Annotated in this window: 21 protein-coding genes; 9 read left to right on the forward strand and 12 right to left on the reverse strand. The window is 72.9% G+C overall.

The genetic code is table 11. The features are described from left to right. Positions 1-39: 39 nt before the first annotated feature. The 5 genes from aceE to ACQY0Z_RS14440 form a co-directional block, all read right to left on the reverse strand. Positions 40-2,742: a pyruvate dehydrogenase (acetyl-transferring), homodimeric type gene (gene aceE / locus ACQY0Z_RS14420; RefSeq protein WP_189896690.1), complete on the reverse strand. Its 2,703-nt coding sequence runs from the start codon at positions 2,740-2,742 to the stop codon at positions 40-42. A 499-nt stretch (positions 2,743-3,241) separates the two neighbouring features. Further along, the gene (locus ACQY0Z_RS14425) at positions 3,242-3,865 is read right to left on the reverse strand and encodes a GntR family transcriptional regulator (protein ID WP_189896691.1); all 624 of its coding nucleotides are present in this window, start codon (positions 3,863-3,865) and stop codon (positions 3,242-3,244) included. Positions 3,866-4,082: 217 nt separating this feature from the next. Continuing rightward, positions 4,083-5,864: a 2-oxoglutarate dehydrogenase, E2 component, dihydrolipoamide succinyltransferase gene (sucB, locus tag ACQY0Z_RS14430; protein WP_439812376.1), complete on the reverse strand. Its 1,782-nt coding sequence runs from the start codon at positions 5,862-5,864 to the stop codon at positions 4,083-4,085. Positions 5,865-5,925: 61 nt separating this feature from the next. Further along, on the reverse strand, positions 5,926-7,314 hold the full coding sequence (lpdA, locus tag ACQY0Z_RS14435) for a dihydrolipoyl dehydrogenase (protein ID WP_189896695.1): 1,389 nt from the start codon (positions 7,312-7,314) through the stop codon (positions 5,926-5,928). Positions 7,315-7,541: 227 nt separating this feature from the next. Continuing rightward, a complete protein-coding gene (locus ACQY0Z_RS14440) occupies positions 7,542-9,080 on the reverse strand; it encodes a leucyl aminopeptidase (protein ID WP_189896696.1) in 1,539 nt (512 codons plus the stop codon). Positions 9,081-9,370: 290 nt separating this feature from the next. Between ACQY0Z_RS14440 and ACQY0Z_RS14445 the strand changes: the two genes are divergently transcribed. Next, positions 9,371-10,174 (forward strand): endo alpha-1,4 polygalactosaminidase, encoded by an 804-nt coding sequence (locus ACQY0Z_RS14445; protein ID WP_189896698.1) that lies wholly within the window; start codon positions 9,371-9,373, stop codon positions 10,172-10,174. Here the strand turns inward: ACQY0Z_RS14445 and ACQY0Z_RS14450 are convergent. Next, positions 10,134-10,739 carry an RDD family protein gene (locus tag ACQY0Z_RS14450; RefSeq protein WP_189896699.1) on the reverse strand — a complete coding sequence of 202 codons (606 nt, stop codon included), beginning with the start codon at positions 10,737-10,739 and terminating at the stop codon, positions 10,134-10,136. The genes ACQY0Z_RS14445 and ACQY0Z_RS14450 overlap by 41 nt on opposite strands. Positions 10,740-10,823: 84 nt before the next feature. Then, on the reverse strand, positions 10,824-11,624 hold the full coding sequence (locus ACQY0Z_RS14455) for an adenosylcobinamide-GDP ribazoletransferase (RefSeq protein ID WP_439812377.1): 801 nt from the start codon (positions 11,622-11,624) through the stop codon (positions 10,824-10,826). Positions 11,625-11,684: 60 nt separating this feature from the next. Between ACQY0Z_RS14455 and ACQY0Z_RS14460 the strand changes: the two genes are divergently transcribed. Beyond that, the gene (locus tag ACQY0Z_RS14460; protein WP_189896701.1) at positions 11,685-12,425 is read left to right on the forward strand and encodes a hypothetical protein; all 741 of its coding nucleotides are present in this window, start codon (positions 11,685-11,687) and stop codon (positions 12,423-12,425) included. Between the two features lie 281 nt (positions 12,426-12,706). On the opposite strand, the gene cobT is transcribed toward ACQY0Z_RS14460, so the two are convergent. Beyond that, positions 12,707-13,771 carry a nicotinate-nucleotide--dimethylbenzimidazole phosphoribosyltransferase gene (cobT, locus tag ACQY0Z_RS14465; protein WP_381728207.1) on the reverse strand — a complete coding sequence of 355 codons (1,065 nt, stop codon included), beginning with the start codon at positions 13,769-13,771 and terminating at the stop codon, positions 12,707-12,709. Positions 13,772-13,994: 223 nt separating this feature from the next. Here cobT and ACQY0Z_RS14470 point away from each other — a divergent pair, with 223 nt between their 5' ends. After that, positions 13,995-15,044 carry a class I SAM-dependent methyltransferase gene (locus ACQY0Z_RS14470; protein WP_439812378.1) on the forward strand — a complete coding sequence of 350 codons (1,050 nt, stop codon included), beginning with the start codon at positions 13,995-13,997 and terminating at the stop codon, positions 15,042-15,044. 341 nt (positions 15,045-15,385) lie between these two features. Here the strand turns inward: ACQY0Z_RS14470 and ACQY0Z_RS14475 are convergent, their stop codons facing one another. Next, positions 15,386-16,585, reverse strand: coding sequence for a bifunctional adenosylcobinamide kinase/adenosylcobinamide-phosphate guanylyltransferase (locus tag ACQY0Z_RS14475; protein WP_019522029.1), 1,200 nt, complete (start codon positions 16,583-16,585; stop codon positions 15,386-15,388). 116 nt (positions 16,586-16,701) lie between these two features. Between ACQY0Z_RS14475 and ACQY0Z_RS14480 the strand changes: the two genes are divergently transcribed. After that, a complete protein-coding gene (locus ACQY0Z_RS14480; protein WP_189896706.1) occupies positions 16,702-16,950 on the forward strand; it encodes a hypothetical protein in 249 nt (82 codons plus the stop codon). A gap of 40 nt (positions 16,951-16,990) precedes the next feature. Here the strand turns inward: ACQY0Z_RS14480 and ACQY0Z_RS14485 are convergent, their stop codons facing one another. Then, a complete protein-coding gene (locus tag ACQY0Z_RS14485; RefSeq protein ID WP_189896707.1) occupies positions 16,991-17,668 on the reverse strand; it encodes a methyltransferase domain-containing protein in 678 nt (225 codons plus the stop codon). A gap of 86 nt (positions 17,669-17,754) precedes the next feature. After that, entirely contained in the window at positions 17,755-18,354 is a 600-nt protein-coding gene (locus ACQY0Z_RS14490; protein ID WP_337662794.1) for a DUF3043 domain-containing protein, read from the reverse strand. Positions 18,355-18,662: 308 nt separating this feature from the next. Between ACQY0Z_RS14490 and ACQY0Z_RS14495 the strand changes: the two genes are divergently transcribed. The 5 genes from ACQY0Z_RS14495 (at position 18,663) to ACQY0Z_RS14515 (ending at position 25,079) form a co-directional block, all read left to right on the forward strand. Then, entirely contained in the window at positions 18,663-19,460 is a 798-nt protein-coding gene (locus ACQY0Z_RS14495) for a PspA/IM30 family protein (RefSeq protein WP_275981171.1), read from the forward strand. Positions 19,461-19,480: 20 nt separating this feature from the next. Continuing rightward, on the forward strand, positions 19,481-19,762 hold the full coding sequence (gene pspAA / locus ACQY0Z_RS14500) for a PspA-associated protein PspAA (protein ID WP_189896709.1): 282 nt from the start codon (positions 19,481-19,483) through the stop codon (positions 19,760-19,762). A 109-nt stretch (positions 19,763-19,871) separates the two neighbouring features. Continuing rightward, positions 19,872-21,095 carry a sensor histidine kinase gene (locus ACQY0Z_RS14505; protein WP_254587077.1) on the forward strand — a complete coding sequence of 408 codons (1,224 nt, stop codon included), beginning with the start codon at positions 19,872-19,874 and terminating at the stop codon, positions 21,093-21,095. 22 nt (positions 21,096-21,117) lie between these two features. Next, on the forward strand, positions 21,118-21,804 hold the full coding sequence (locus tag ACQY0Z_RS14510) for a response regulator (protein ID WP_189896712.1): 687 nt from the start codon (positions 21,118-21,120) through the stop codon (positions 21,802-21,804). A 155-nt stretch (positions 21,805-21,959) separates the two neighbouring features. Next, positions 21,960-25,079: an efflux RND transporter permease subunit gene (locus ACQY0Z_RS14515; protein WP_254587076.1), complete on the forward strand. Its 3,120-nt coding sequence runs from the start codon at positions 21,960-21,962 to the stop codon at positions 25,077-25,079. A 511-nt stretch (positions 25,080-25,590) separates the two neighbouring features. On the opposite strand, the gene nadA is transcribed toward ACQY0Z_RS14515, so the two are convergent. Then, entirely contained in the window at positions 25,591-26,775 is a 1,185-nt protein-coding gene (nadA, locus tag ACQY0Z_RS14520; RefSeq protein WP_254587075.1) for a quinolinate synthase NadA, read from the reverse strand. Positions 26,776-26,977 lie beyond the last annotated feature (202 nt).

Genomic DNA, 26,977 nt, shown 5'->3' on the forward strand with positions numbered 1-26,977 from the left:
ACACGCGTGACGACGGGGGCCTCCCCGCGAACTTCCGCCTTACAGGCCGTACTTCTCCCGGGCCTCCTTCACCGCGGTGGCCTTCACCTCGCCGCGGCGGGCGAGCTGGGCCAGGGCGGCGACGACGATGGACTCGGCGTCCACGCCGAAGTGGCGGCGGGCGGCCTCGCGGGTGTCCGACAGACCGAAGCCGTCGGCGCCCAGCGAGGTGTAGTCCTGCTCGACCCACTGCGCGATCTGGTCCGGGACCTGGCGCATGTAGTCCGAGACCGCGAGGACGGGGCCCTCGGCGCCCTGCAGCGCCTGCCGGACGTACGGCGTCCGGTCCTCGCCGCGCAGCAGGGCCTCGTCGGCCTCCATCGCGTCGCGCCGCAGCTCGGTCCACGAGGTCGCGGACCACACGTCGGCGGACACGCCCCACTCCTCGGCGAGCAGCCGCTGCGCCTTCAGCGCCCAGTGGATCGCCGTGCCGGAGCCCAGCAGCTGGATGCGCGGGGCGTTGGCGGCGGGGGACAGGCCCGCGGACTCCGCCGTGTTGAAGCGGTACAGGCCCTTGACGATGCCCTCGTCGACGCCCGCCACCTGCGGCTTCGCGGGCTGCGGCAGCGGCTCGTTGTAGACCGTCAGGTAGTAGAAGACGTTCTGGTCCTCGTCCGGCTTCGCCTCGCCGAACATCCGGCGCAGACCCTCCTTGACGATGACCGCGACCTCGTAGGCGAACGCCGGGTCGTACGTCAGGGCGGCCGGGTTGGTCGCCGCGATGACGGGGGAGTGGCCGTCGGCGTGCTGGAGGCCCTCACCGGTCAGCGTGGTGCGGCCCGCGGTGGCGCCGACCAGGAAGCCGCGGCCGAGCTGGTCGCCGAGCTGCCACATCTGGTCGCCGGTGCGCTGCCAGCCGAACATCGAGTAGTAGATGTAGAACGGGATCATCGTCTCGCCGTGCGTCGAGTACGACGTCGACGCGGCGATGAACTCGGCCATGGCGCCGGCCTCGGTGATCCCCTCGTTGAAGATCTGGCCGTTCTTGGCTTCCTTGTAGTACATCAGCTGGTCGCGGTCGACCGGCTCGTACGTCTGGCCCATCGGCGAGTAGATGCCGAGGGACGGGAAGAGGCTCTCCATGCCGAAGGTGCGCGCCTCGTCGGGGACGATCGGCACCCAGCGCTTCCCCGTCTCCTTGTCGCGGACCAGGTCCTTGACCAGGCGGACGAACGCCATCGTGGTGGCCACGTTCTGCGAGCCGGAGCCCTTGTCGAACGCGGTGAACGCCTTCTCGGCCGGCTGCGGCAGCGGCGCGACCGGGTGCACCCGGCGGGCCGGGGCGGGGCCGCCGAGGGCGGCGCGGCGCTCCTGGAGGTAGCGGACCTCGGGGGAGTCGGCGCCCGGGTGCGCGTAGGGCACCACGCCGTCGACGAACCGCGAGTCCGGGATCGGCAGCTCCAGGCGGTCGCGCATCGCCTTGAACTCGTCCACCGTGAGCTTCTTCATCTGGTGGTTGGCGTTCTTCGACGCGAAGCCCTCACCGAGGGTGTGGCCCTTGACGGTCTGCGCCAGGATCACGGTCGGCGCGCCCTTGTGGGAGAGCGCGGCCTTGTACGCGGCGTAGACCTTGCGGGACTCGTGGCCGCCGCGCGAGAAGTGGAAGCACTCGAGGATCTTGTCGTCGCTCAGCAGCTTCGCCATCTCGGCGAGCGCCGGGTCCTTGCCGAAGAAGTCCTCGCGGATGTAGGCGGCGTCACGCGTCTGGTACGTCTGCACCTGCGCGTCCGGCACCTCGCGCAGGCGGCGCACCAGGGCGCCCGTGGTGTCGAGCTGGAACAGCTCGTCCCAGGCGGTGCCCCACAGGGTCTTGATCACGTTCCAGCCGGCGCCGCGGAACTGGGCCTCCAGCTCCTGCACGATCTTGAAGTTGGCGCGGACCGGGCCGTCGAGGCGCTGCAGGTTGCAGTTGACGACGAAGGTCAGGTTGTCCAGCTGCTCGCGGGCGGCGAGGGTGAGCGCGGTCGTCGACTCGGGCTCGTCCATCTCGCCGTCGCCGAGGAACGCCCACACGTGGGAGTCGGAGACGTCCTTGATGCCGCGGCTGGTCAGATAGCGGTTGAAGCGCGCCTGGTAGATCGCGGAGATCGGGCCGAGGCCCATCGACACGGTGGGGAACTCCCACAGCCAGGGCAGGCGCCGGGGGTGCGGGTAGGACGGCAGGCCGTTGCCGCCCGCCTCACGGCGGAAGTTGTCCAGCTGCTCCTCGCTGATGCGGCCGTCGAGGAACGCGCGGGCGTAGATGCCGGGGGAGGCGTGGCCCTGGATGTAGAGCTGGTCGCCGGAGCCGTCCCCCTCCTTGCCGCGGAAGAAGTGGTTGAAGCCGGTCTCGTAGAGCCACGCGGCCGAGGCGAAGGTGGCGATGTGGCCGCCCACGCCGTACTTGCTGCCGCGGGTCACCATCGCCGCCGCGTTCCACCGGTTCCAGGCGGTGATGCGCTGCTCCAGCGCCTCGTCGCCGTCCACGGCGGGCTCGGCCGCGGTGGGGATGGTGTTGACGTAGTCGGTCTCGAGCAGCTTGGGCAGCGCGACGCCGGCGCCCTCGGCACGCTCCAGCGTGCGCCGCATCAGGTACGCGGCACGGTGCGGCCCGGCCGCCGCGGTCACGGCGTCCAGGGAGGCCTGCCACTCGGCGGTCTCCTCGGGGTCGCGGTCCGGGAGCTGGTCGAGCTCGCTCGGCTGGATGGCGTTGGGGTCGGTCATGTCGCCGCCTTCCTCAGTCGAAGGGGGTGCCCTCAGAAGGGTTCGGGGGTGCCCTTTGTCTTTGGCAGGACAGGGCTGCGGACTTCGGTGGAAGTCCGCAGGTGACAATAACTCCGTGATCGATGATCGATCAAAGGGTTGGGGGGCAAAATCGCTTGATCCGGAGAAAGTCGGCACGGGGTGCCTCCGGCGGTGGCACGCGGTGACGGGATTTGGGCGCGTTTGCGCAGGTGAGGGGGGTGTCGCGCGGACGTGCACCTGCGGCCGCGGGTTGTTTGTGGCTGGTCGCGCAGTTCCCCGCGCCCCTTCAGGGGCGGCTCCGCCGCGTGGGCGCAACGGGGGTCTGGATGCGGTTTGGTGGCGGCCGCGGGTTGTTTGTGGCTGGTCGCGCAGTTCCCCGCGCCCCTTCAGGGGCGGCTCCGCCGCCTGGGCGCGAACGGGGGTCTGGGGGCGGAGCCCTCAGGGACGGGACGGGTAGGGGCGGCGGGGGCGAGACTCCCTAGGCCCGCGGCGCACACCCCAGCACATGCGACTTCACCAGCTCCGCGATGCGCGGATCCCGGCGGCGGAAGGCCGCGACCAGTTCCTCGTGCTCCTCCGCGTAGGACTGCTGCACCGTTCCGAGCCACCGTATCGACAGCGCCGTGAACACCTCGATCCCCAGCCCCTCCCACGTGTGCAGCAGCACCGAGTTCCCCGCAGCCCGCACCAGCTCCCGATGGAACCCCACCGTGTGCCGCACCTGCGCCGTCCCGTCCGCGGCGCGGTCCGCCTCGTACAGCGCCGCGACATGCGGCTCCAGCGCCGAGCAGTCCTCCGCCAGCCGCGCCGCCGCCAGCTCCGCCGCGATCGCCTCCAGGCCGGCCCGGACCGGGTAGCTCTCCTCCAGGTCGGCCGCCGTCAGGTTCCGCACCCGCACGCCCTTGTTCGGCGCCGACTCGATCAGCCGCAGCGACTCCAGCTCGCGCAGCGCCTCCCGCACGGGCGTCTGGCTGACCTCCAGCTCGGTCGCGATGCGCCGCTCCACGATCCGCTCGCCCGGCTTCCAGCGCCCGCTGATGATCCCTTCCAGGATGTGCTCGCGGATCTGCTCGCGCAGCGAGTGGACGACGGGCGCGGTCATGACGGGCTCCTTAGCGGGGCCCGCGGGCCCCCGGGGGGCTTTGACGAATAGACAATACGGCCGGGAGACCGCCGGGGTAGGGCGCGCGGGGGCGCTTTCGCCCAGGTGAGACGAGACTTACACGCCCCATGTGACGGTGCCCCCGTCCGGAAGCCGTGAGGGCTTCCGGACGGGGGCACCGAGGGACCGGATCAGCGGCCCGGGGTCACCGCCCGGTTCACAGACCGAGCTCGACCTCGAACTCGCCCGCCTCCAGGATCGCCTTGACCGCCGTCAGGTAGCGGGCGGCGTCGGCGCCGTCCACCAGACGGTGGTCGTAGGAGAGGGTCAGGTACGTCATGTCGCGGATGCCGATGACGGGACCGTCCTCGGTCTCCACGACGGCCGGACGCTTGACCGTGGCGCCGATGCCGAGGATCGCGACCTGGCCCGGCGGCACGATGATCGTGTCGAAGAGCGCACCGCGCGAACCCGTGTTGGAGATGGTGAAGGTCGCGCCGGACAGCTCGTCCGGGGTGATCTTGTTGCCGCGTACCTTGCCCGCCAGCTCCGCCGTGGCCTTGGCGATACCGGCGAGGTTCAGACCGCCGGCGTTCTTGATGACCGGGGTCATCAGGCCCTTCTCGGAGTCCACCGCGATACCGATGTTCTCGGTGTCGAAGTAGGTGATGGTCCCCTCGGCCTCGTTGATCTTGGCGTTGATGACCGGGTGGGCCTTCAGCGCCTGGGCCGCGGCCTTGACGAAGAACGGCATCGGGGAGAGCTTGACGCCCTCACGGGCCGCGAACGCGTCCTTGGCGCGGGCGCGCAGCTTCATCAGACGGGTGACGTCGACCTCGACGACCGAGGACAGCTGGGCCTGCTCGTGCAGGGCCTTGACCATGTTGTCGCCGATGACCTTGCGGATCCGCGGCATCTTCACGGTCTGGCCGCGCAGCGGGGACGCCTCGAGGACCGGGGTCCTCTTGGCGGCCGCGGGAGCGGCGGCCGGTGCCGGGGCAGCGGCGGCGGCCTTGGCGGCCTCGGCGGCGGCGAGCACGTCCTGCTTGCGGATACGGCCGCCGACGCCGGTGCCCTTGACGGTGGACAGGTCGACGCCGTTCTCGGCGGCGAGCTTGCGCACCAGCGGGGTCACGTAGGCGCCGTCGTCCGTGGCCTGCGCGGCGGCCGGGGCCGCGGGAGCCTGCGGGGCGGGAGCGGCCGGAGCCGGGGCGGGAGCGGGAGCCGGGGCGGCCGGCTGGGGGGCCGGGGCCGGGGCGGCCTGCTGCGGGGCCGGGGCGGGCGGGGCCGGGGTGGGCTCCGGGGCCGGGGCGGGCTCGGGCTGCGCCGGGGCGGCCGGGGCCTCCTGCGCGGGGGCGGCGGCCGGAGCGGCGCCGGCCTCGCCGATGACGGCGAGCTTCGCGCCGACCTCGGCGGTCTCGTCCTCGCCGACCACGATCTCCAGCAGGGTGCCGGACGCGGGGGCGGGGATCTCGGTGTCGACCTTGTCGGTGGACACCTCGAGCAGCGGCTCGTCGGCCTCGACGGTGTCGCCCACGGACTTCAGCCAGCGGGTGACGGTGCCCTCGGTGACGGACTCGCCGAGCGCCGGCAGCACCACGTCGGTGCCCTGCGCGGAACCGCCGCCGGCCGAGGCCTCGGCGGTGGGGGCGGGGGCCGGGGCGGCCTGCTCGGTGGACGGCTGGGCCTGCGGCTCCGGCGCGGGGGCCGGCGGGGCGGCCTGCTCGGCGGCCGGGGCCTCGGTGGCCGCGGGGGCGCCGCTGCCGTCGTCGATCAGGGCCAGCTCGGCGCCGACCTCGACCGTCTCGTCCTCGGCGACCTTGATGGAGGACAGCACGCCGGAGGCAGGGGCCGGGATCTCGGTGTCGACCTTGTCGGTCGACACCTCGAGCAGCGGCTCGTCGGCCTCGACGCGCTCGCCCTCGGCCTTCAGCCAGCGGGTGACAGTGCCCTCGGTGACGCTCTCGCCGAGCGCCGGAAGGGTTACGGAAACCGCCATGGTTTCGGTTGCTCCTTTAAAAGTGCGGAAGTCTGTGTCGTCGCGCCCGGTGACCGATGGCTCAGTCGTGGGAGTGGAGGGGCTTGCCGGCCAGGGCCAGGTGGGCCTCGCCGAGCGCCTCGTTCTGCGTCGGGTGGGCGTGGACCAGCTGGGCCACCTCGGCCGGCAGGGCCTCCCAGTTGTAGATCAGCTGCGCCTCGCCGACCTGCTCGCCCATACGGTCGCCGACCATGTGGACGCCGACCACCGCACCGTCCTTGACCTGGACGAGCTTGATCTCGCCCGCGGTCTTCAGGATCTTGCTCTTGCCGTTGCCCGCGAGGTTGTACTTCAGAGCGACGACCTTGTCCGCGCCGTAGATCTCCTTGGCCTTGGCCTCGGTGATGCCGACGGAGGCGACCTCGGGGTGGCAGTACGTCACCCGCGGCACGCCGTCGTAGTCGACCGGGACGGTCTTGAGACCGGCCAGGCGCTCCGCCACCAGGATGCCCTCGGCGAAGCCGACGTGCGCGAGCTGGAGCGTCGGGACCAGGTCGCCGACGGCGGAGATGGTGGGCACGTTGGTACGCATGTACTCGTCGACCAGGACGTAGCCGCGGTCCATGGCGACCCCGGCCTCCTCGTAGCCCAGGCCCTGCGAGACCGGGCCGCGGCCGACGGCGACGAGCAGGACCTCGGCCTCGAACGTCTTGCCGTCCGCCAGGGTGACCTTGACGCCGTCCTGGGTGTACTCGGCCTTCTCGAAGAAGGTGCCCAGGTTGAACTTGATACCGCGCTTGCGGAACGCGCGCTCGAGCAGCTTGGAACTGTTCTCGTCCTCGACCGGGACGAGGTGCTTCATGCCCTCGATGATCGTGACGTCGGTGCCGAACGACTTCCACGCGGACGCGAACTCGACCCCGATGACGCCGCCGCCCAGGACGATCGCGGACTTGGGCACGCGGTCCAGGACCAGGGCGTGGTCGGAGGAGATGATCCGGTCGCCGTCGATCTCCAGGCCCGGCAGCGACTTCGGCACGGAGCCGGTCGCCAGCAGGACGTGGCGGCCCTGGACACGCTGGCCGTTCACGTCGACGGAGGTGGGGGAGGACAGCCGGCCCTCACCCTCGATGTAGGTGATCTTGCGGGAGGCGATCAGCCCCTGAAGACCCTTGTACAGGCCGGCGATCACGTCGTCCTTGTACTTGTGGACGGCAGCGATGTCGATGCCCTCGAAGGTGGCCTTCACACCGAACTGCTCGCTCTCGCGGGCCTGGTCGGCGATCTCACCCGCGTGCAGCAGGGCCTTGGTGGGGATGCATCCGTTGTGCAGGCAGGTACCGCCGACCTTGCCCTTCTCGATCAGGGCGACGTCCAGGCCCAGCTGCGCCCCGCGCAGGGCCGCGGCGTACCCACCGCTGCCACCGCCGAGGATCACTAGGTCGAAAACGGTGCTGGCGTCGTTCGCCACGTCACGTCCTCCATGCATGTGCGCCACGCCGGTCTCCAGTGACCGGTCGGCGGCTGGTGTCCGGCCGCTCTATGTTCTCGGCCCTTGAGTGGGGCCCTGTCCTGCCGAGCCCTATCCTCGCACTTGTCGAGGCCGTACGAGACGCCGGGCCGTGGTGTGAGACGTCCCACTCCCCGGTGACGGGGCCCCGTCGCACCCGCGTACGAGGCCCGTCACCCGAGGACGTGTCAGCCCAGCTCGCCCGCGGCGGCCCGCTCCGCGAGCCGGACCAGGGTGCGCACCGCGGAACCCGTGCCGCCCTTGGGGGTGTAGCCGAAGGGGCCGCCCTCGTTGAAGGCGGGGCCCGCGATGTCGAGGTGCGCCCAGGTGATGCCCTCGCCGACGAACTCGCGCAGGAACAGTCCCGCGACCAGGCCGCCGCCCATCCGCTCGCCCATGTTGGCGATGTCGGCGGTCGAGGACTCCATGCCCTTGCGCAGGTGGTCCGGCAGCGGCATCGGCCAGGCCGGCTCGCCCGCCTCCTCGGCGGCCTCGTGCACGGCGGCGCGGAAGTCGTCGTCGTTGGCCATGATGCCGAAGGTGCGGCTGCCCAGCGCCAGCATCATCGCGCCGGTGAGCGTCGCGACGTCGACGATGGCGTCCGGCCGCTCCTCCGAGGCCGCCCACAGCGCGTCCGCCAGGACGAGACGGCCCTCGGCGTCGGTGTTGAGCACCTCGACGGTCTTGCCGCTGTACATGCGCAGCACGTCGCCCGGGCGGGTCGCCGAGCCGGAGGGCATGTTCTCGGCCAGCGCCAGCCAGCCGGTGACGTTGACCTCGAGGCCGAGACGCGCGGCGGCGACGACCGCGGCGAACACGGCGGCGGCGCCGCTCATGTCGCACTTCATCGTCTCGTTGTGACCGGCCGGCTTCAGCGAGATGCCGCCCGAGTCGTACGTGATGCCCTTGCCGACCAGCGCGAGGTGCTTCTTCGCCCTGGACGAGGTGTACGACAGCTTCACCAGGCGCGGACCGGACGCGGAGCCGGCGCCGACGCCGAGGATGCCGCCGTAGCCGCCCTTGACGAGCGCCTTCTCGTCGAGCACCTGCACCTTGATGCCGTGCTCCTTCGCCGCCGCCTGCGCGACCGCCGCGAACGCCTCGGGGTTGAGGTCGTTCGGCGGGGTGTTGATCAGGTCACGGGCCCGGTTGAGTTCCTCGGACACGGCGACGGCGCGCTCGACGGCCGCCTTGTACGCCTTGTCGCGGGGCTTGCCGCCGAGCAGCGCGGCCTCGGCGAGCGGGGCCTTGCCGTTCTTGCCGTTCTTCGCGTCGCCCTGGTCCTTGTAGACGTCGAAGGAGTACGCGCCGAGCAGCACGCCCTCGGCGACCGCGCCGGCGTCGGCGGCGTCCGCCAGGGGCAGCGCGAACGCGGCCTTCTTCGTGCCGGCGAGGGCGCGGGCGGCCGCGCCGGCCGCCTTGCGCAGCGCCTCGGCGTCGTAGCCGGAGTCCCCCTCGGGCCGGGCGCCGAGGCCCACCGCCACGACGAGCGGGGCCTTGAAGCCGGCCGGCGCGGGGAGCTTGGTCACCTCGCCCTCGGCACCGGACGCGCCGAGGGTCTCCAGGACACCGGCCAGGTTGCCGTCGTACGCCTGGTCCACGGCCTCGGCGCCCGGTGCGACGACGGGTCCTCCGGGCTTGGACGCGGAACCCTTGGCGACACCGATCACGATCGCGTCGGCGCGCAGGCCGGCGACCGCGGCGGTGCTGAGAGTCAGAGCAGTCACGGTGGTGAATTCTCGCTTCCGATGTGAAGTTTCAGTGGCCGAAGGGTGTGGGTCGACCGGGCCCGGCAGCCGACCCTAATCGTGACGTCCGGGTGCGATCCCGTCGGGGCCTCCCCCGGTGCGGCGAACACTCCGGCCCCGAGCCTACGCGCGTGTGCGCCCGCACTCATGGCCGGTGCGCGCCCGCCCCGGCGCGGCGGGTGCCCCGCGACGTGCCGGGGATGCCCGCGCGATCATGGGGGTGTTGGCGTGCCGCGGAGTGCGGCGGCCGTGAGGCGGGGGAGCGTCCGGTGAGAAGAGCGCGCGTACTTGTGGTGCTGCTGGCCCTGGTGCTGACGGGGTGTTCCGGCAGTCCCGGCGGCACGGAGGCGGGGCCGTCGCCGGAGCCGTCGGGGGAGTGGTGGCGGCCGCGGCCGGGCCTTGACTGGCAGTGGCAGCTCACCGGCCGCCTGGACACCTCCGTCGACGTCCCCGTGTACGACATCGACGGCTTCCACCACTCGAAGGAGACCGTCGACGCGCTGCACCGTGACGGCCGCAAGGTCGTCTGCTACCTGTCCACCGGGGCCTGGGAGGACTTCCGCCCCGACGCGGACGACTTCCCGAGGTCCGTCATCGGCCGGGGCAACGGCTGGGAGGGCGAGCGCTGGCTCGACATCCGCCGCACCGACGTCCTGGAGCCGCTGATGGCCGAACGCCTCGACATGTGCCGGGACAAGGGCTTCGACGCGGTGGAGCCGGACAACATGGACGGCTACCGCAACCGCACCGGCTTCCCGCTGACCGCCGCCGACCAGCTCCGCTACAACCGGCTGATCGCCCGGCTCGCGCACGAGCGCGGCATGGCCGTCGGCCTGAAGAACGACCTGGACCAGATCCCGGAACTGGTCGGCGACTTCGACTTCGCGGTCAACGAGCAGTGCGCCCAGTACGGCGAATGCGAGGAGCTCACCCCGTTCGTCGAGGCGGGCAAGGCCGTCTTCCACGCCGAGTACGAGCTGCCCACCTCACGCTTCTGCGCCGACTCCCGCCGCCTGAAGCTGAGTTCGCTGCTCAAGAGGTACTCACTCGACGCGTGGCGGCGAACCTGCTGAGCTCCACGCACGCCACCGAGGTCCCGGCGACCCGGTCGGCGAGCGAGCGGCGCCGCCCGCCCAGCACCGGCAGCGCGTTCAGCAGGAACAGCGCCACCGCGACCAGCCACACCAGCACCGACAGCACGATCTCGCCCTCGACCAGCAGCACGCACGCCACCGCGTACACGGCGACGTCGGTGGCCGTGGTCACCGCCGCGCGCAGCGCCGCCCTGCGCGGTGTGCGCGGGGTGACCTTCAGTCCGGTGAGGGCCTTGCCGACGGTCCGCCCGGCGAGGGCGAGGCACGCCCACTGGTAGAGGAAGGCCGCGACGACCAGCAGCCCGAACGCCTGCTGCACGTACCCGACCGACTTGTCCCACAGCGAGGTGCCGAGGCCGGCGGACGCGTCCAGCACGTCCCCGCGCGAGGTGAGCAGGTCGAAGCCGCCGCGCGCGGCCAGTTCGGGCACGTCGGTCACCAGCGCGGACATCCGGTTGAAGGTGAGCACCGCCAGCAGCGAGGCCAGCGCCGCCACCAGCGCGAAGTCGATCAACCAGGCCGTGGCACGACGAAATGCCGACATGGAACGTCCCCCGTTTGTCCGCCGATTCGACCCCACAGGGTAGGGGCGGGGCAGGCGCGTCCACAGGGAGATACGACGATCGTTTCAGCCCAGTGACATGACGACGAGCGCGGTCGTCGCCGCCGTCTCCGCGACCCCGCCGAACACGTCGCCGGTCACCCCGCCGAACCGCCGTACGCAGCGCCGCAGCAGCAGTTCGGCCGCCCCGGCCGCCGCCACCACCGCGAGCACGGCGCGCACCGCGTCGTACGCCCCCAGCGCCGCGCCCGCGCCCGCGAGCAGCCCGGCCGCCAGGAGCACGACGGCCACCGCGCCCCGCACCGGCACCACGCCCGCGACCGCCGCGCCCAGCCCCTCCGGCCGGGCGGCCGGCACGCCGGTGCGCGCCGCCAGGGTGAGGGCGGCCCGTGCCGCGACCGCCGACACCACGGCGGCCAGCGCGCCCCGCGCCCAGGAACCGCCGTACGCCTGCGCCAGCGCGGCCACCTGCGCCAGCAGCACGAGCACCAGGGTGAGCACCCCGAACGGTCCGACGTCCGACTGCTTCATGATCCGCAGCGCGTCCTCGGCGGGCTTGCCGCTGCCCAGCCCGTCCGCCGTGTCGGCCAGTCCGTCCAGGTGCAGCCCCCGGGTCAGCGCGGCCGGCACGGCGACGGACGCCACGGCGGCGAGCAGCGGTCCCGCCCCGAGTGCCAGGAACACCAGCCCGGTCGCGGCGGCGAGCACCCCCGCGGTGAGACCGACGACGGGCGCGCAGAGCATGCCGGCCTTCGCGGCCGGACGGTCCCAGCGGGTCGGCCCGGCAGGGAGCACGGTGAGGGTGCCGAAGGCGAAACGGAGGCCGTCGGCGGCGGAGGCGGGGGACGCGGGGGAGGGCTCGGGCACCGGCGCAGATTACCCGGCGGTCACCAGGGCGCCGGGTGCGGCCGTGAATAAAGTACGCATATGGGACAGTGGCTGGAGCGGAACATCATCGAGCCGGGCAAGCTCCCGCTGCTCCTCGCCCTGGCCGCGTTCGTCCTCACCTTCGTGATCACGCGGATCATCACCCGCCTGATCCGGGCCGGCAAAGGGCCCTTCGGCAACGTCACCGCGGGCTCGGTGCACATCCATCATGTGGTGCCCGGCGTCATCCTCACCGTCGTCGGCGGCTTCGGCGCGGTGGCGAGCGGGGGGCACGGGCTGGGCCCGTACCTCAGCGCGGTGCTGTTCGGGACCGGGGCGGGGCTGGTGCTGGACGAGTTCGCGCTGATCCTGCATCTGGACGACGTGTACTGGTCCGAGGCCGGACGCAAGAGCGTGGAGATGGTGGTGCTGACGGCGGCGGTGGTCGTGCTGCTGCTGGCCGGGTTCGCGCCGTTCGGCGTCAACGACCTTTCCGAGGACGAAGTCCACAACCGTGCCGGGGTGCTGACGGGGATCGCGCTCAACTTCGGCTTCGCGCTGATCGCGCTGAGCAAGGGGAAGGTGCGGCTGGCGGTGTTCGGCGTGATCGTGCCGGCGGTGGCGCTCGTCGCGTCCCTCCGCCTGGCCCGCCCGGGCTCCCCGTGGGCCCGCCGCTTCTACCGCCGGCGCCACCGGGCCCGGGCGAAGGCGCTGCTGCGGGCGTATCACCACGACCGCCGCTGGTCGCGCCCGGCGCGGGCGATCCAGGACTGGCTCGGCGGCAAGCCGGACCGCCCCTGAAAGGGGCGCGGGGAACTGCGCGAACGGCAGCACAGGCCACCCGCCCCTGAGGACGCGCGGAGGGACCATCGCCCCAGGGGCGCGGGGAACTGCGCGAAGGGGGTTCGGGGGCGAAGCCCCCGAGGCGTGAGGGTCCCTCCCTGGGCTTCGAAGGCGCCCTGGGGCCAGTCCCGTTCGCGCAGTTCCCCGCGCCCCCCCAGGGCGTTACTCTCCCGCGTCCCGGAAGGGCGCACCACCTCCCCGCGCCCCAGGGGCGTTACTCTCCCGCGCCCCGAAGGGGCTCACGCGTCCTTCGCGGTCTCCGGCCGCACAGGCAACTCGGAGGCCAGCGCCGCAGCCGCCTGCACCAACGGCAACGCCAGCAACGCCCCCGCACCCTCCCCCACCGCAACCCCCTGCGGCAGCACCGGCTCCAACGCCATCCGGTCCAACGCCTTCGCCTGCCCCGGCTCCCCGCTCGCGTGCGACGCCAGCCACCAGTCCGGCGCCCGGAACGCCACCCGCTGGGCCACCAGCGCGCACGCGGCCGTCACCACCCCGTCCAGCAGCACCGGCACCTTCCGCACCGCGCTCTGCAGCAGGAAACCGGTCATGGCGGTGAGATCCGCCCCGCCCACCGTCTCCAGCAGCCGCAGCTGATCCCCCAGCACCGGCCGCGCCCGCCGCAACGCGTCCCGGATCGCCGCGCACTTGCGCATCCACGCCAGGTCGTCGATCGGCAGGCCTCCCCGCCCGGTCACCACCGACGCGTCCGTGCCGCACAGCGCCGCGACCAGCACACCCGCCGCGGTCGTACCACCGACGCTGATGTCGCCCAGCACCACCAGGTCCGTACCGGAGTCGGCCTCCTCGTCCGCCACGGCCATCCCCGCGCGGAACGCCGCCTCCGCCTCCTCCGGCGTCAGCGCGTCCTCGACGTCGATCGCCCCGCTGCCGCGCCGCACCCGGTGGCGTACGACGTCCTCGGGCAGCGACTCAGGGTCGCAGTCCAGCGCCATGTCGACCACCCGCACCGGCACGTCCAGCCGGCGCGCCAGCACCGACACCGGCCGGCCACCCTCCAGCACGTCCCGCACCAGCTCCACGGCGGTGCCCGCCGGACGCGCGGACACGTCCCGCTCCGCGATCCCGTGGTCGCCCGCGAACAGCACCACCCGCGGCCGCTCCACCGGCCGCACCGGCACCGAGGACTGCGCCGCGGCCAGCCACTCACCCAGGTCGTCCAGGCGGCCCAGCGACCCGGGAGGCACCACCAGACGGGCCCGGTGCTCCTCCGCGTCACGGCGCACCCCGCCGTCCGGACGCTCGATCAGATCGGTGAAGTCGTCGAGATTAAGCGAGCTCATTCGCCGAACAGTACCGGCCCCCGTCGAACACCCCGGAGCGCCGGTCGTCCCCGCGTTCGCGCCCTCACCCCCACCACGCCACCCCGGCCGTGATCCACCCCGTGAGGCCCTCCCGTACGTAACGTTTTGCTCGGGAATGCGCGGAGATCCCTCCGTCCGTCCCCGACCGTCCCCGCACGTCGCGCCACCCGCGTGCCGTACGACCTCACGCCGGGAGCCGCCCATGTCCGCCACCGCCCCCGACACCGCGTTCCCCGCCCCGCACGGCTCCGCCCGCGTGCACGAACCGCGCCGCCCCGACTGCCCCTGGTGCGGTTCCGCGCGGCTGCGCACCCGGCTGAGAACGGGGGACCTGCGCCGGCACCGGCCCGGTCTGTTCACCGTCGACGAGTGCCGCGACTGCGGCCACACCTTCCAGAACCCCCGGCTCACCCCCGAGGGCCTGGCCTTCTACCGGCGCGCGGTGCGCGGCGCCCCCCGCGACCCGGCCACCGAACGGGTCCTCGCCCTGCACTCCGTACGCCGGCGCCGCCGCGCCACGGCCCGCGCGATGCTGCCGTACGGCGAACCGGAGAGCTGGCTGGACGTCGGCACGGGACTCGCCCGGTTCCCGGACACCGCACGGGAGTTCTTCCCGTACACCGCCTTCGACGGCACCGACCTCACCACCCGCGTCGAACGCGCCCGTGAGTTCGGCCGGATCGAGGAGGCCCACGTGGGGCCGCTCACCGACCCCGGGGTGCTGGCCCGGGTGGCCGGCCGCTACGACGTGGTCAGCCTGCTGCACCACCTGGAGCGCACCACCGACCCGCGCGCCGAACTCCACGCCGCCCTCGACGCCCTCCGCCCCGGCGGGCACCTGCTGATCGAGACCCTCGACCCGCGCTGCGTGTACGCCGCCCTGTTCGGCCGCTGGTGGCTGCCCTACGACCAGCCCCGCCGGCTGCACCTGCTGCCCCGCCGCAACCTCCGCGAGGAACTTGAGGCGCGCGGCTGCGAGATCGTCACCGCCGGCCACCGCGCCGCCCACGTCCCCCACGACCTGGCCGGCCTCACCGCCCTCGCCCTCTCCCACGCCCTCCCCGCCCCGGACACCCCCTGGCGGGCGATCCCGCCCTCCCCGGCCGACCAGCGCCTGCGCACCGCCCTGCTGCGCGCCGGCACCCCCCTGGTGATCGCCGGGGCCCTGGCCGACCTGGCCCTCTCCCCCCTGGCCCGCCACACCCCACTCGCCAACAGCTACCGAGTGATCGCCCGCAAACCGAACCACTGAGCGGCGCCGCCCCACCCGGGACGAACGGCCCCGGACCCACCCGGTGGCTCGCACCCCGGGGGCCCGAGCACGAGCGGCGGCGCAGGCCCGCCCGTCGCCGTGCCACGCGGGCGACGTCGCCCACTGTCAGGCGCCGGCCCGTGGGCCCGGGGGTGCCGAAGGGGCGGCCGCGGGATCCGCCCGGCCGCCTCCAGGGGACCGATGCCGGGCAACTCCGGGCCGCACGGGCACAAGGGCCCCAGGCCGACTCGCACCGCGCCCGGGCAGCCCGCCCCGCCGCGCGCCTGACACCCGTCACCGGTGCGGGCCGGGTGCCGCCCCGCTCCCGGAGGCCGGCGGCGTCAGCCCCGCAGCACCAGCGCCTGCCCCGCCACCACCAGCAGCACCTGCTCGCACTCCGTCGCGAACGCCGTGTTCAGGCGGCCCAGTTCGTCGCGGTAGCGGCGGCCGGACGCGGTGGCGGGGACGATGCCGGAGCCGACCTCGTTGGAGACCGCGACCACCGTGCGGCGGGTCTCGCGGACCGCGTCCGTGAGGGCCCGCACGCGGTCACGGAGGGCGCGTTCGCCGCCGTCCGCCCACTCCGCGTCGTCCCAGGCGCCCACCGCGTCCATCGCGTCCGTCAGCCACAGCGACAGACAGTCCACGAGCAGCGGCGGGCCGTCGTCCTTGAGCAGGGGCACCAGGTCGCAGGTCTCCACGGTCCGCCAGGACCCCGGCCGCCGCTCCTGGTGCGCGGACACCCGCGCCGCCCACTCCGTGTCCCCGTTGCGCGAGCCGCCCGTCGCCACGTACAGCACCTCGGGGAAGGACTCCAGACGCCGTTCCGCCTCCACCGACTTGCCGGACCGCGCCCCGCCCAGCACCAGGGTGCGGCGCGGCACGTCGGGCACGTCCTCGTACGCGCCGACCTCCAGCGTCGTCCCGTCCGGCACGGCGCGCGCCCCCGCCGCCGCGAGCCTGCGCCGTACCTCGGGGCCCGGCGGCACGTCGTGGTCCAGGTGCACCGCGATCACGTCCGTCGTCGGCACCACCGCGCCCGTCGCCCGCAGCCGCGCCAGCGCGTCCGGGCGGCCCACCACGTCCAGCACGACCATCGCGTAGGGCTCGGCCGGCGCCTCCAGGCCGGCCGGTGCGCCGCCCGGCGGCAGGTACAGCAGCCGCTGCCCGTCGGGGCCGGTCACCGCGTACCCGGTGCCGGGCGCGTCCAGCGCCACCGCCCGCACCCGATGCCCCGTCAGCAGCGCCAGCTCACGCCCGTCCGGCACCCGCCCCGGCTGCGGCAGCCCGGCCGGCACCTCCACCGCGGGCCCGTCGTGCGGATGCGACAGCAGCACCTGGCGCACCCCGCCCAGCGAACGCCCCGCGCGGGCCGCGGCGAAGGCCGCGCCGGGGGTCAGGTCGAGCAGCAGCGCGCCGTCCACCAGCAGCGAGGTCGCCGCCCGCGCGTCCGGTCCCAGCGCGCACGCGCACGCCGCACAGGGACAGTCGGGGCGGGGCAGTCCCGCCGGGGCGCCGGTGCCGAGCAGAGTGAGTTCCACGCCCCGATTCTCGCCTTTCCCCACAGCCGATGCCCGTCCGACTACGCTCTTGGTCAGGAGCCGGACCAAGATCCGGCTTCTGCTGTGCAGTGAGCTCACACGCTTGGGAGGCGTACATGGCGGCATGGACGTGGCGGTTCGAGAAGGCCGACGGGACGCAGGTCGAGCCCGCGGTGGCGCCGGAGGAGTTCACCACGCAGGGGGACGCCGAGTCCTGGATCGGGGAGAACTGGAAGGCCCTTCTGGAGGGCGGCGCCGACCAGGTGCGCCTGCTGGAGGACGACACCGAGATCTACGGCCCGATGAGCCTGCACGCGGACGAGACCACCGCGGCGGAGGCCGAGAACGCCGGCGAAGGAGCCTGAGCGGAGACTGCCGGAACCCGGGTTCTCCGGGGCTGAGCCCTCAGCCCCGGACCCCGCACAGGTGCAGCAGCGCCGCGACCCCCCGGTACGGGTCCGTGCGCCCGGCCCGGTCCTCGACCGCCAGCACCGCGTCCAGGTCGTCCGGCGCCACCGCGCCGTCCGCCGCCGTGTCCGTGAAGACCCGCACGCCGTACCAGGTGTGCAGCGGCGCCCCGATCCCCGCGAGCGTCGACGTCAGCCGCTTCAGCCCGTACGACGCCGTCGGCGGGCAGAACGCCGCCAGCGCCCCCGCCCAGTCGCCGGACAGACCCGCCCGCATCGCCGCCGCGTCGCCGTTGCGCACGAGCAGCGACAGCATCCCGCCCGGCGCCAGCATCCGGGCCACGCCCGCGAGCAGCGCGTCGGGCTCCTCCACGTCGTCCATGAGCACGCCATGACAGAGCACGACGTCGAAACTGCCCGGCAGGAAATGCACACCGGTGTCCCCGGCCTGCCCCTCGATGATCCGCATCCGCTCCCGGATGCCCTCCGGCTCCCCGGCGAACGCCTCCCGGACCGCCGCTATCGACGCCGCGTCCTGCTCCACGCCCGTCACCTGATGGCCGGCCCGGGCCAGCCGCAGCGCCTGCGCGCCCCGGCCCATGCCCACGTCGAGCACCCGCAGCCGCTTCCCCACCGGGAAGCGCGCGACCATCTGCTCCTCCAGCTGGCGGGCCACCAGCTCCTCACGGACGACGTCACGCAGACGGCCGGGCCCGCCCAGCGGACCCGGCGCCGTCGTACCGTGCGCGAACGGGGTGGTGCTCAGGGCCGCTCCCCGCGCTTCACCTGGGGCTTGGGCAGCCGCAGCCGGCGCATCTGGAGCGTGCGCATCAGCGCGTAGGCCACCGCGCCGCGGCGGTTCTCGCCGGGGAAGCGCTCGGCGAGCGTCTTCTTCAGGCGGAAGCCCGTCACGACCGAGTCGAGCACGATCATCACGATGACGACCAGCCACAGCAGCAGCGCGATGTTCTGCAGCTGCGCCACCTGCACCATGCTCAGCACGAGGATGACCACGGCCATCGGCAGGAACCACTCGGCGATGTGGAAACGCGAGTCCACGAAGTCACGGGCGAAGCGGCGCACCGGCCCCTTGTCGCGCGCGGGCAGGTACCGCTCGTCGCCGCTGGCCAGCGCCTGGCGCTGACGCTCCAGTGCGGCACGGCGCTCCTCGCGCTGACGCTTGGCGGCCTCCTTGCGCGACATCGTCGTGTTGGCCACGCTGCGGCGCTGCGACTGGGCCACGCTGCGCTTGGGTGTGGGGCGGCCCTTGGGGGCCTCGGGGTGACGGGGCTGATTGGAGTCGGTCACCGTCGCCTTGTCGGCGCCCGGTGCCTTCTCTTCCTTGGCACGGCTACGGAACACAAAACCCAAGGGTACGGGGTGGCCGGGGTTGGACCACAGCCCCGCGGGGAACGATCCGGCAACACCGGACGTCTCTCCTAGGACAGATGGGGACGTAGCGGCGGCCTCGCGGGGCGACCGCCGGCCGCACCCCGGGAAGCACCTACTCCCTACGCCGGATCAGGAGGGTACTCAGTCGTCCTTGGGGATGAGCGCATCCTTCCCCGAACAGTGCGGTAATGGATGCAGGGCCCGTACTGTGGGTTCTGAGGCAGTCACTGGAGCTGGAGTCCGTCAGAAGGGGGCGCGCGAAGCCCATGAGCGGTGTCATGAAGCGTATGGGGATGATCTTCCGCGCGAAGGCGAACAAGGCCCTTGACCGGGCCGAGGACCCGCGCGAGACCCTCGATTACTCGTACCAGAAGCAGCTGGAGCTGCTCCAGAAGGTCCGCCGGGGTGTCGCCGACGTGGCGACCAGCCGCAAGCGCCTGGAGCTCCAGCTCAACCAGCTCCAGTCCCAGTCGTCGAAGCTGGAGGACCAGGGCCGCAAGGCGCTCGCGCTGGGCCGCGAGGACCTGGCCCGCGAGGCCCTCTCCCGCCGCGCCGCGCTCCAGCAGCAGGTGACCGACCTGGAGACCCAGCACGCCACGCTCCAGGGCGAGGAGGAGAAGCTGACGCTGGCCGCGCAGCGCCTCCAGGCCAAGGTGGACGCCTTCCGCACCAAGAAGGAGACCATCAAGGCCACCTACACCGCCGCCCAGGCGCAGACCCGGATCGGCGAGGCGTTCTCCGGCATCTCCGAGGAGATGGGCGACGTCGGCCTGGCCATCCAGCGCGCCGAGGACAAGACCGCCCAGCTCCAGGCGCGGGCCGGCGCGATCGACGAGCTGCTCGCCTCCGGCGCCCTCGACGACCAGTCCGGCATGCACAAGGACGACATCCAGGCCGAGCTGGACCGCCTCTCCGGCGGCACGGACGTGGAGCTCGAACTGCAGCGCATGAAGGCCGAGCTGGCCGGCGGCTCCTCCGGCGACCGGCAGGCCCTCGAGGGCGGCCAGGGCCAGGGCCAGGCGCAGCCGCAGTCCCAGCAGCAGCCGCAGGACACCCCGCGCTTCGACAAGCAGTAGCCCACGCCGAGGAGGGCGACATGATCGTACGGATCATGGGGGAGGGGCAGCTGACCCTGGAGGAGAGCCGGCTGCCCGAGCTGAACAAGCTCGACGAGGAACTGCTCGCCGAGATGGAGAACGGCGACGGTCCCGGCTTCCGCGCCACGCTCCAGGCCCTGCTGGACAAGGTGCACGAGCTGGGCGAGCCGCTGCCGGACGACTCCCTGGAGCCGTCCGACCTCATCCTCCCGTCCCCCGACGCCACCCTCGAGGAGGTCCGCGACCTCCTCACCGACGACGGCCTCATCCCGGGGACCTGACACGTCCCCGGAACAACCGGGTCCGGCCGTCCGTCACAAGGCAGTCCGCAGAGAGGGGGGAGCCGGGGCCGCGCCGCACGGGCGTCCGCCCCGGTCACCGCAACCAGCCGTGAGCACCCTGACACGCGCCCGCTGCCGGGCGCGGGCCCATCCGGCCGCCGTGGACACGGTGCTGGCCGCCGGCGTCCTGCTGTGCATGGTCGCCGGGTCCTTCGTCGAGCCGCACGACCCCGACGGGGTCAGCTGGGGCCTGCGCACCCCGGACCCGCTCAGCCTGGTCCTGATGGCGCTCGGCGCCGCCGCGCTCGTCTTCCGCCGCCGCGCCCCGCGCACGGTGCTCGGCGTCGCGGGCGGCCTCTCCGTCGTCGAGTCCGTCACCGGCGACCCGCGCGCCCCCGTCGCCATGTGCGCGGTGATCGCCCTCTACACCGTCGCCGCCTCCACCGACCGCCCCACCACCTGGCGGCTCGGCCTGCTCACCATGACCGTCCTCACCGGCACCGCCATGGCCGCCGGGCCCCTGCCCTGGTACGCGCAGGAGAACCTGGCGATCCTCGCCTGGACCGGCATCGGCGCCACCGCGGGCGACGCCGTCCGCAGCCGCCGCGCCTTCGTCCAGGCCATCCGGGAGCGCGCCGAACGCGCCGAGCGCACCCGCGAGGAAGAGGCCCGCCGCCGGGTCGCCGAGGAACGCCTGCGCATCGCCCGCGACCTGCACGACGTGGTCGCCCACCACATCGCCCTGGTCAACGTGCAGGCAGGCGTCGCCGCCCATGTCATGGACAAGCGTCCCGACCAGGCCAAGGAGGCCCTCGCCCACGTACGCGAGGCCAGCCGCCACGCCCTCGGCGAACTGCGCGCCACCGTCGGCCTGCTGCGCCAGTCCGGCGACCCCGAGGCGCCCACCGAACCCGCCCCGGGCCTCGACCGCCTCGACGAACTCGCCGCCACCTTCCGCAACGCCGGACTCCGCGTCGAGGTCGCCCGCGCCGACCAGGGCACCGAACTGCCCGCCGCCGTCGGCCTGGCCGCGTACCGGATCATCCAGGAGGCGCTGACCAACGTGCAGAAGCACGCCGGGACCGACGCGCGCGCCGAGGTCAGCGTCGTACGCGTCGGACCGCACATCGAGGTCACCGTGCTCGACGACGGCAGCGACGACGGACACGGCCCCGCCCCCGGCGGCGGGCACGGACTGCTCGGCATGCGGGAACGCGTCACCGCCCTGCGCGGCACCCTCACCACCGGCCCCCGCTACGGCGGCGGTTTCCGCGTGCATGCGATCCTGCCCGTCGAGCCCCGCACCTCCGCCGCCCCCGGCGGCCGCCCGTGACCCACGTCCCGCTGGAGCCCGCATGACGATCCGCGTCCTGCTCGCCGACGACCAGGCCCTGCTGCGCAGCGCCTTCCGCGTCCTCGTCGACTCCGAGCCGGACATGGAGGTCGTGGGCGAGGCGTCCGACGGCGCCGAGGCCGTCCGGCTGGCCCGCGAGCACCGGCCCGACGTGGTCCTCATGGACATCCGCATGCCCGGCACCGACGGTCTCGCCGCCACCCGCGAGATCAGCGCCGACCCCGCGCTCGACGGGGTGCGGGTGGTCATACTGACGACCTTCGAGGTCGACGACTACGTGGTGCAGTCGCTGCGGGCCGGCGCCTCCGGCTTCCTGGGCAAGGGCTCCGAGCCGGGCGAGATGCTCAACGCCGTGCGCATCGCCGCCGGGGGAGAGGCGCTGCTGTCCCCGCAAGCCACCAAAGGCCTGATCGCCCGCTTCCTCGCCCAGGAAGGCCCCGGCCCCGACCAGGACCCCGAGCGCGCCGAACGGCTCGACTCGCTCACCGTGCGGGAGCGGGAGGTGCTGGTCCAGGTCGCCGGCGGCCACTCCAACGACGAGATCGCCGAACGCCTCGAGGTCAGCCCGCTCACCGTGAAGACCCACGTCAACCGCGCCATGGCCAAGCTGGGCGCCCGCGACCGGGCCCAGCTCGTGGTCATCGCCTACGAGTCCGGGCTCGTCCGTCCGAGGACGGACCAGGCGTAGCCGCGAGTACTGCGGCGGGAGTAGGGGCCGCCTGAAGAATCGGACCTCGGGACCACGGATCGGCACGGGGTCATGGCTCAGGGTGTAGAGCGGGCCGCCCACTGCGCGCGCCCGTCTGCCGTAACTTCGCCGCGACGGAAAAGAGACCCTGACCCATGTCCTGGCTGTCCAGATTCAGCCTCGCGCAACGGGCGCTGATCGGACTGATGTCGATCATCGCGCTCGTCTTCGGGGCGATCGCGATACCCCAGCTCAAGCAGCAGCTCCTGCCCACCATCGAACTGCCCATGGTCTCCGTGATCGCGCCCTACCAGGGCGCCTCCCCGGACGTGGTGGAGAAGCAGGTCGTCGAACCCGTCGAGGACAGCCTGGAGGCCGTCGACGGCATCTCCGGCATCACCTCGAAGGCGAGCGAGGGCAACGCCGTGATCATGGCGTCCTTCGACTACGGCAACAACACCCAGCAGCTCGTCGCCGACGTGCAGCAGGCCGTCAACCGGGCCGGCGCCCGGCTGCCGTCCGGGGTGGACCCGCAGGTCGTCGCCGGATCCACGGACGACATCCCGACCGTGGTCCTCGCCGTCACCTCCGACAAGGACCAGCAGGCGCTCGCCGACCAGCTGGACCGCACGGTGGTGCCCGCGCTGAAGAGCATCGACGGCGTCGGCCAGGTCCTGGTGGACGGCGTACGCGACCTCCAGGTCACCGTCGTCCCCGACGAGGCGAAGCTCGCCAGGGCGGGCCTGACCAGCGCGTCGGTCGCGCAGGCCCTCCAGGCCGGCGGCGCGACCGTCCCGGCCGGCTCCTTCGACGAGAACGGCGCCAACCGCACCGTCCAGGTCGGCGGCGGCTTCACCTCCGTCCGGCAGATCCAGGACCTGATGGTCACCGCCGCCCCCGGCCAGGGCAAGCCCGTCCGCCTCGGCGACGTGGCCACGGTCCGCCAGGAGGAGGCGCGCTCCGACTCCCTGACCCGCACCAACGGCAGGCCCAGCCTCGCCGTGATGGCCACCATGGACCACGACGGCAGCGCCGTCGCCGTCTCCGAGGCCGTCGAGAAGAAACTGCCCGGTCTGCGCAAGGACCTCGGCGACGGCGCCACCCTCACCGTGGTCAGCGACCAGGGCCCCGCGGTCTCCAAGGCCATCGACGGCCTCACCACCGAGGGCGCGCTCGGCCTGCTCTTCGCCGTGCTGGTGATCCTCGTCTTCCTCGCGTCGGTCCGCTCCACCCTCGTCACCGCGGTGTCCATCCCGCTGTCGGTGGTGCTCGCGCTGATCGTGCTGTGGACCCGCGACCTGTCGCTCAACATGCTGACCCTGGGCGCCCTGACCATCGCCGTCGGCCGGGTCGTCGACGACTCCATCGTCGTCCTGGAGAACATCAAGCGGCACCTCGGCTACGGCGAGGAACGCCACTCCGCGATCATGAACGCGGTGCGTGAGGTGGCCGGCGCGGTCACCTCCTCCACCCTCACCACCGTCGCCGTGTTCCTGCCGATCGGCCTGGTCGGCGGCATGGTGGGCGAGCTGTTCGGCTCCTTCAGCCTCACCGTCACCGCCGCGCTGCTGGCGTCCCTGCTGGTGTCGCTGACGGTCGTCCCGGTGCTGTCGTACTGGTTCCTGCGGCCCCCGAAGGGCACCCCGGAGGACGCCGAGGAGGCCCGCAGGCAGGCCGAGGAGAAGGAGGCCAGGAGCCGCCTCCAGCGGGCCTACGTGCCCGTGCTGCGCTTCGCCACCCGGCGCCGGCTGACCAGCGTCGCCATCGCCGTGGTCGTGCTGATCGCCACCTTCGCCATGGCCCCGCTGCTGAAGACCAACTTCTTCGACGCGGGCGAGCAGCAGGTCCTCACCGTCACGCAGAAGCTCGAGCCCGGCACCAGCCTGGCCGCCACCGACGCGCAGGCGAAGAAGGTCGAGAAGCTGCTCTCGGACACCGAGGGCGTCAAGGACCACCAGGTGACCGTCGGCTCGTCCGGCTTCATGGCGGCCTTCGGCGGCGGCACCGACACCAACCAGGCGAGCTACCAGGTCATGCTGGAGGACTCCGCGTCCTCCGACGACGTCCGTGACGAGATCGAGAAGGGCCTCGCCGGGCTCGACGGCATCGGCACCACCACGGTGGCGGCCGGCGACGGCTTCGGCAGCCAGGACCTCAGCGTGGTCGTCAAGGCGGCCGACGCGCGGGTGCTCAACAAGGCGGCCGAGCAGGTCCGCGAGGCGGTGGCCACCCTGGACGACGTCACCGACGTCACCAGCGACCTGGCGCAGAGCGTGCCCCGCATCTCGGTCACGCCCAACGACAAGGCCGCCGCGGCCGGCTTCGACGCCCAGACCCTCGGCATGGCCGTCGCCCAGTCGGTGAAGGGCACCCCGGCCGCCAAGGCCGTCCTCGACGACACCGAGCGGGACGTCGTGATCCGCTCGGCGCGGCCCGCCACGACCGTCGAGGAGCTGCGCGACCTGCGTCTCGGCCCGGTCAAGCTGGGTGACATCGCCACCGTCCGGCAGGTGGACGGCCCGGTCTCCATGACCCGGATCGACGGCCAGCGCGCGGCCACCGTCACCGCCCGCCCGGTCGGCGACAACACGGGCGCGGTGGGCACGGCGCTCCAGTCGAAGATCAACGAGCTGACGCTGCCCGCGGGCGCGACGGCCGAGATCGGCGGCGTGACCGAGGACCAGGACGAGGCCTTCGTCAACCTGGGCCTGGCCATGCTGGCCGCCATCGCGATCGTGTTCATGCTGCTGGTCGGCACGTTCCGCTCGCTGGCCCAGCCGCTGATCCTGCTGGTGTCGGTGCCGTTCGCGGCGACCGGCGCGATCGGTCTGCTGCTGGTCACCGGCACCCCGATGGGCGTCCCGGCGATGATCGGCATGCTGATGCTGATCGGCATCGTGGTCACCAACGCGATCGTGCTGATCGACCTGATCAACCAGTACCGCGCACAGGGTCACGGCGTCATCGACGCCGTCCTGGAGGGCGGCCGGCACCGGCTGCGGCCCATCCTGATGACGGCCCTGGCGACGATCTTCGCCCTGCTCCCGATGGCGCTCGGCGTCACCGGCGAGGGCGGCTTCATCGCCCAGCCGCTCGCGGTGGTGGTGATCGGCGGCCTGATCACGTCGACCCTGCTCACGCTGCTCCTGGTCCCGACGCTCTACGCGATGCTGGAACTCCGCAAGGAACGCCGCGCCCTGAAGCGCGCGGCGAAGCGGGAGGCGGCCTCCCACCCGGAGCCGGCCTCCGGCAAGGAGGCGCCGGCGCAGGTCTGACGCGCCGTCCGTCCGCACGACAGGGGCGCCCCCGTGGAATCCACGGGGGCGCCCTCCGTTTCCGCTCGTCAGCACTTCCAGGTGTGGCTGCGGACGAAGGCGCCCGCTCCCTTCAGGTCGAGCTTCTGAACCTTGCGGACGCAGAGCATCTTGGTGCCCCTCATCCCGGTCTTGGTCCAAATAAACACCTTGGCACCGCTTTTGTCCCTCTTGTAGACCGACTGCACCCGCGCTTCTTCGACCAGCTGCAGACGGAGCTGCCGGACCGCCAGTCCGGGTCGTCGATCTGCCAGCCGCAGGGGCTGCCCTCGCCGTCGTCCCTTGAGGGTGAGCCGGGGTTCCCTCCCGTTCCTGCCACGTCGTCAGGAGCGCGCGCGACAGCAGCGGCAGCACACCGGGGCCGTGCTCGCCCCCGGCCGCGCCGTCCGCGGCGGCGGACCGCTCCGCGGACACGCGGGCCGGGGACGGTCACCCGTCCCCGGCCCGCGTGTGCGTACGGTCCTCGCGGCCGCTACGGCAGCGCCAGCATGCGTTCCAGGGCCAGCTTCGCGAAGGCCTCCGTCTCCTTGTCGACCTGGATGCGGTTGACCAGGGTGCCCTCGGCGAGGGACTCCAGGGCCCAGACCAGGTGGGGGAGGTCGATGCGGTTCATGGTCGAGCAGAAGCAGACCGTGCGGTCGAGGAACACGATCTCCTTGTCCTCGGACGCGAAACGGTTCGCCAGGCGGCGGACCAGGTTCAGCTCGGTGCCGATGGCCCACTTGGAGCCGGCCGGGGCCGCCTCCAGCGTCTTGATGATGTACTCGGTCGAGCCGACGTGGTCCGCGGCGGCGACGACCTCGTGACGGCACTCGGGGTGCACCAGGACGTTGACGCCCGGGATGCGCTCACGGACCTCGTTCACCGAGTCTAGGCTGAAGCGGCCGTGCACCGAGCAGTGGCCGCGCCACAGGATCATCTTCGCGGCGCGCAGCTCCTCGGCGGTCAGACCGCCGTTCGGCTTGTGCGGGTTGTAGACGACGCAGTCCTCCAGCGACATCCCCATGTCCCGCACCGCCGTGTTGCGGCCCAGGTGCTGGTCGGGGAGGAAGAGGACCTTCTCGCCCTGCTCGAACGCCCAGTCCAGGGCTCGCCTGGCGTTCGACGAGGTGCAGATCGTGCCGCCGTGCTTACCGGTGAAGGCCTTGATGTCGGCGGAGGAGTTCATGTACGAGACGGGGACGACCTGCTCGGCTATCCCGGCCTCGGTCAGCACGTCCCAGCACTCGGCGACCTGCTCGGCGGTGGCCATGTCCGCCATGGAGCAGCCGGCCGCGAGGTCGGGGAGGACGACCTTCTGGTCGTCGCCGGTGAGGATGTCGGCGGACTCGGCCATGAAGTGCACACCGCAGAACACGATGTACTCGGCCTGGGGGCGCGCGGCCGCGTCCCGCGCCAGCTTGAAGGAGTCGCCCGTGACGTCGGCGAACTGGATGACCTCGTCCCGCTGGTAGTGGTGGCCGAGCACGAAGACCTTGTCCCCGAGCTTCGCCTTGGCCGCGCGGGCGCGCTCCACCAGGTCCGGGTCGGACGGCGAGGGGAGGTCGCCGGGGCACTCCACTCCGCGCTCGCTCCTCGGGTCGGCCTCACGGCCGAGGAGCAGCAGGGCGAGGGGAGTCGGCTGGACGTCGAGCTCCTGGGTCTGGGCGGTGGTCACGACACGCACCCTTTCTGTTCTGGCGACTTCTCGTCGAATTGACGCTATCTATCATAACCGGTTCACGTCACTTTGACGATGGCCATAGCGTCCATGTGACGTGAATCCCGGCGGCCGCCCGTTCATTCCCGGCGAGCCCCGGCAAGCGACGGTTTCCGCTCCGCACGGCGTGTGCGAGCATGAGGAGGGAGCCGAGGAAAAG

The sequence above is a fragment of the Streptomyces sp. P9-2 genome (genome assembly GCF_051903975.1).
Lineage (GTDB): Bacteria > Actinomycetota > Actinomycetes > Streptomycetales > Streptomycetaceae > Streptomyces > Streptomyces cellulosae.